The sequence below is a fragment of the Clostridium sp. ZS2-4 genome (assembly GCF_026719745.1).
In the GTDB taxonomy this organism is placed as follows: Bacteria; Bacillota; Clostridia; order Clostridiales; family Clostridiaceae; genus Clostridium_H.
This window is the reverse complement of record NZ_JAPPRQ010000097.1, coordinates 1-5055: the sequence shown is the minus strand read 5'-3', so window position 1 is coordinate 5055 and position 5055 is coordinate 1. Positions and strand designations below refer to the sequence as shown.

The window sequence follows — 5055 nt, the reverse complement described above, 5'->3', positions numbered from 1 at the left end:
GTCAGTTTTATAGGTTAATATTTTTTGAAAATATAAAAAAACATGACGGGCTAAGTCCGCCCAAAATAAAATAGGGATAATATTACTTGATAACCAAAGATTGCGCCATATAAATTTTTACTGTGACTCATTGAACAATGAATATTGATAATTGCAATATATATAATATATAATGTTAATATAAGTATTAAAAGGGGGAGCGTTGTTTGAGCATAATATTTGGAATTATATTTACAGCAGTGTTTTTTACAGTGATTCTTTCAATTCTAGGAGCAATTGTTTTGCCAGTTGCAGGTATAGCATTAGCGATTGGCTTAGTGATTACAATTTTATCAATCGTTTTGGGCATTTTTAAAATGATATTTTCAGTGCCTATGCTTATAATAATTATTATTTTATTTATAGCATATCAGAATCAAAAGAAATATTAGTTAGTTTAAGTGATTAAGGAGTTTAGTCATAATTTCTGTGGGATAAACTAAAAAAAGGTTTAGCGCTTTTAAAAGTACTAAACCTTTTTATCATTTGTATTTAAAGATCTTTTGTGGTTAATTACATGTACATGTATATATAATTTTCTCTTAAATTATTTCCAAGTAATTCATCTTTTGTAATTTTTATTATATAACATATAAATACAAATTTCAATAAGAAAATTCAAAAAATAAAATATTTTAATTGTTTTTAAAAGTTAATGTCGAAATGCATAAATTTTTATAAATTTTAAGACTCAAGTATTTTTGGTGGACCTTGTAAGAAAGATATGCCTTCTTTGTTTATAATCATAATCAATTGAGAGTCTACATCTTCTTTATTTATTGTGCTGCAGGATTTTACTATGGATAATAATTTTTCAATACTGCTAACTGTTTTTGACAAAATAACATCATTAACTAATGAGGATGGAATATGAGCTGAATTTTCAAATATATTTCTGTTATTATCAATTGCTTTATGCAAAATACCTATTACCAAAGAAAGTTTATCTTCATTTAAAAAAATTTCTTGCTTTATATAATTTATTTTATTTCTTAATTTATCAATATCTATATAATCTCCAGGATTAATTATATCTACTAACACTTCTTCGGTATCTGACTGTGCTATGTAATCAAAAGTATAACGGTCATATACATAATTTTTAATAAAAGCATATTCTGCTATACCAAGTTTTATTTTAAAATCCTCCATTTTATCCTCAATAGTATTAGGGTAAAAATAATAAGTATTTAATACTGAGTAAATATTCTGCATAATATCTTTTTTTGTTAAATTATATTTTACATCGATTTTTTTTAGAGCCTCCTGAAGTTGTTCATATTGTTGTTTAGAAAAAATATAACTAAATATAGAATCGGTTCTTAGTAAATTCGAGTTTTGAATACATGGAATTAATTTTTCACAAATACTTATTAATTGCAAAGCTTCTTCACATACACTGGGGGATTTAATATATTTTATCTTTTCTAGTTCCAATGAAAATTGAATATGTTCAGTAGAATAGCCATCTAAAATTAAACTTATTCCTTTTTTCAAAAAATTAAGTTCTACTAGATTTTCGAATTTTTCGTTAAAGATTTCTTCAAGATCTAGTGTTCCTTGGCTTTTTAAGATATTTAAAGATTTAATAACTATTTGGGCAAGCATAAATTTTCTAGAGTCGAAAGAAGATAAAGTCATATTTACCACTCCTCATTACGAAATATTTTACATGCTATTACATATTAGGAATAATACACCTAATTGTAGTATGTGTAAATAGTTTGAATGTAATATTAGGTTTTTGAATACTAAAGGTAGCTAATAGTTAAATTTAAAAAATATTTATTGTGATAATTTCTTTAATAAAAAGTATGATAAAATATGGTAAGGTATTCAAATATTTTAATTAAAATAAAAATTTAAATTAAGTGAGAAGCATAATTTTAAAAGATGTTAATAAAAGTAAGTGCTTAACTAATTAATTACTTTTATTAACAATTAATATTCTCAATTGATAATAAAATTTATTGAAAAAAGTTGTTGCAAAGTATGTATATAGTGCATATAATATAAAATATATATTTTACAGTTTGTTATCAATTAAAAATGAGGTGGAATAATGAATTCAGTAGAGAGACTGCAAATAGGAAATAAAATATCTAAATTAACAATTATGATTAATTTTTTACTATCTGTGGTTAAAATAATAGCTGGAGTGTTTGGAAAGAGTAATGCTATGATATCCGATGGCATTCATTCCTTATCTGATGTAATGAGTACTTTTTGTGTTATGATTGGATTGAAATTGTCTCAAAAGCCAGAAGATATAGAGCATCCGTATGGACACGAAAAATTTGAACCTATTATTACAAAAATACTTGCTTTTATATTAGGAATTACAGCCGTAGTGATTGGATATAATGCTGTTCAGATAATTAAATTAGGAAAATATAATCTTCCTGGGGAAATCGCTATTTATGCCGCTGTTTTATCAATAGTAACTAAGGAGTGGATGTATAGATACACTGTAAAGGGTGCTAGAAAAATAGACAGTTCTGCACTTCTTGCGGATGCATGGCATCATAGATCAGATGCATTCTCATCTATTGGTACTTTGTTTGGAATTATAGGTGCCAGAGCAGGATATCCTATTTTAGATCCTATTGCATCTTTAGTAATATGCATAATTATATTAAAAGTAGCTATAGATATATATATAAAAGCTGCAAATCAATTAATGGATCATTCAGCAGATAAAAGTACTGTTGAGACAATAAAAAGTGATATTATTGAAATTGATGGAGTGATTAAAATAGACGAGCTTAAAACTAGGATACATGCAAATAGAGTATATGTAGATGTGGAAATTTCTGTATCTAAAGAATTACCTTTAACTGAAGCTCATGAAATAGCAGAGAAGGTTCATTTAAAAATAGAAAATAATAATGAAAAGGTAAAACACTGCATGGTACATGTAAATCCGTATTAAAATTTAGGTGAAATACTACCTTAAAGCCTTAAGAATATAAAAATAATTAAATATATATAAAACAAGTGGACAATAAACCTTTTGAAGGGGTATAATTTTAGATGAATTTTAAATTGTTAATATATGAGGAAGTGAGAGTGGGTTGGCTGTGACTAATTTGATATTTATTTTTAAAGCAATTATTATAGGAATAGTTGAAGGTATTACGGAATTTTTGCCTGTATCATCAACTGGACATATGATTATTGTTGGAAATCTTATTGGATTTAAAGAAGGAATAATGCCTGCAGCATTATATTCTAAAGATTATTTAGATATGTTTGAAGTAGTTATACAATTAGGCGCTATTTTGGCAATAATATTTCTATATTGGAATAAAATAAAAGATTCTTTCAAAAATTTTTCGCCTTCAAAACCAAAATCAGGTTTTAAATTTTGGTTTAATATCTTTGTTGCATGTATACCAGCAGGTATATTGGGAGTGTTATTTCATGATAAAATTCAAGCTGAATTGTTTTATCCACTACCAGTGTCAATTGCTTTGTTAATTGGTGCATTTTGGATGATTTTTGCTGAAAAAAAATACAGACGTAAATTTACCACAAGAACTATAGACGATATAACTGTAAAGCAAGCTATTGTTATAGGATGTTTTCAATGCTTGTCTTTATGGCCAGGAATGTCAAGGTCAGCATCAACTATAATAGGTGGATGGATTAGTGGATTGTCAACTGTTGCCGCTGCTGAGTTTTCTTTCTTTTTAGCCCTTCCGGTAATGGTAGGTGCATCAGCTATATCACTTTGGAAGCATTTTGCGATTTTAAATGTTGTACAGGTTGTTGCGCTTACAGCTGGGTTCATAGTGTCTTTTATTGTAGCGCTTGTAGTTGTAGAAAAATTTGTTGCTTTTTTGCAGAAAAAACCAATGAGGGTTTTTGCTGTTTATAGAGTACTTGTCGGAATAATATTATTAATATTGATTTTTGCAAACATAATTTAATAAATAGTTGGCAAAATCACATAATACATATCTTTTAACTATGTAATTGAATATAAAAAAGCTGAAGAATTTTTCTTCAGCTTTTTTATATTATTTTTTTGTAAGTTGGAAATAATAAAATAATGAAAGAAAGTTTGGATTAAATTATAAAGGAGTAGATTTTATGAATTGGAATGCAAAAGTTCAAGATATAATCAAAAAAGGAAAGTGGGCAAAAAATTCTATTACTTTAGGAAGAATGCAATGTGGGAAACTTGTGGAAGATAATGAGAAACTTATGCTGTTTATAGTATCTGATATACTGGATAAACCTTTATATACTAGGGTTGAAAAGGTATTAGTTGCTGATAATCAAATAATAGTTTTTTATGATGGAGAATATGGAAGCTTATTAGAAGAGGAAGAATATGATAAGTTTTCAGCATTTTTAAAAAGAGAAGAGTGGGATGTTTTATTTGGAGGAAATACTGTAGATAGACTTTATAAAATGAATATGTTATTTGAAGAAGATGGTTTTTATGTTGAAGCACATGAAACAATGGAAGATTTTTTAGGAAGATATGATGAAAATGCATCTAAAGAAATATGTAAGCAATATAATTTATAGAAAAGTAAAGAAAGAAGAATATAAAACAAACAAAGAAAATGTAAGGAAAAGGAAGACGGAAGGGAAAAATTACGATTATTTAGTTTCTCTTTCATGTCTTCTTTTGTGTCTTTCACAAACATTGCCAGGCGTATCTGCATAAGAAATATGGAGAAAAAAAGAGATAAAACAAATAATTTAGATATAATTTGTAGAAACAATGTGTTTATGGGCAATTTTATTTAATAAATTTGATAAAATAACATTTGTCGTCACGAGGATGTCTACTGGAAGAAATAACACTGAAAAAAAGTGTTGACAGGTAGAAAAAAGTAATATAAAATTACTAGTGTTGTCGAGAAATGGCGAAATGGTCTTTGAAAATTAAACAGAAGTAAGATAACAAAGTCAGTCAATTCAAACATGAGTAATAGATTAAACTTTTAAATTGAGAGTTTGATCCTGGCTCAGGACGAACGCTGGCGGCGTGCCTAACAC

The 5055-nt window shown here is 27.0% G+C and carries 5 protein-coding genes; 4 read left to right on the top strand and 1 reads right to left on the bottom strand.

The window, feature by feature from the left end:
• Nucleotides 1-206 precede the first annotated feature (206 nt).
• The gene (locus OIO11_RS12030) at nucleotides 207-431 is read left to right on the top strand and encodes a hypothetical protein (RefSeq protein WP_268071708.1); all 225 of its coding nucleotides are present in this window, start codon (nucleotides 207-209) and stop codon (nucleotides 429-431) included.
• A 292-nt stretch (nucleotides 432-723) separates the two neighbouring features.
• Here the strand turns inward: OIO11_RS12030 and OIO11_RS12025 are convergent, their stop codons facing one another.
• Entirely contained in the window at nucleotides 724-1680 is a 957-nt protein-coding gene (locus OIO11_RS12025) for a hypothetical protein (protein ID WP_268071707.1), read from the bottom strand.
• 421 nt (nucleotides 1681-2101) lie between these two features.
• Here OIO11_RS12025 and OIO11_RS12020 point away from each other — a divergent pair, with 421 nt between their 5' ends.
• The 3 genes from OIO11_RS12020 (at nucleotide 2102) to OIO11_RS12010 (ending at nucleotide 4578) form a co-directional block, all read left to right on the top strand.
• Nucleotides 2102-2971, top strand: coding sequence for a cation diffusion facilitator family transporter (locus OIO11_RS12020; RefSeq protein WP_268071706.1), 870 nt, complete (start codon nucleotides 2102-2104; stop codon nucleotides 2969-2971).
• Between the two features lie 148 nt (nucleotides 2972-3119).
• Nucleotides 3120-3971, top strand: a complete 852-nt coding sequence (locus tag OIO11_RS12015; RefSeq protein ID WP_268071705.1) for an undecaprenyl-diphosphate phosphatase — start codon at nucleotides 3120-3122, stop codon at nucleotides 3969-3971.
• A gap of 163 nt (nucleotides 3972-4134) precedes the next feature.
• Entirely contained in the window at nucleotides 4135-4578 is a 444-nt protein-coding gene (locus tag OIO11_RS12010) for a hypothetical protein (RefSeq protein WP_268071704.1), read from the top strand.
• The last annotated feature ends 477 nt before the right edge of the window (nucleotides 4579-5055 follow it).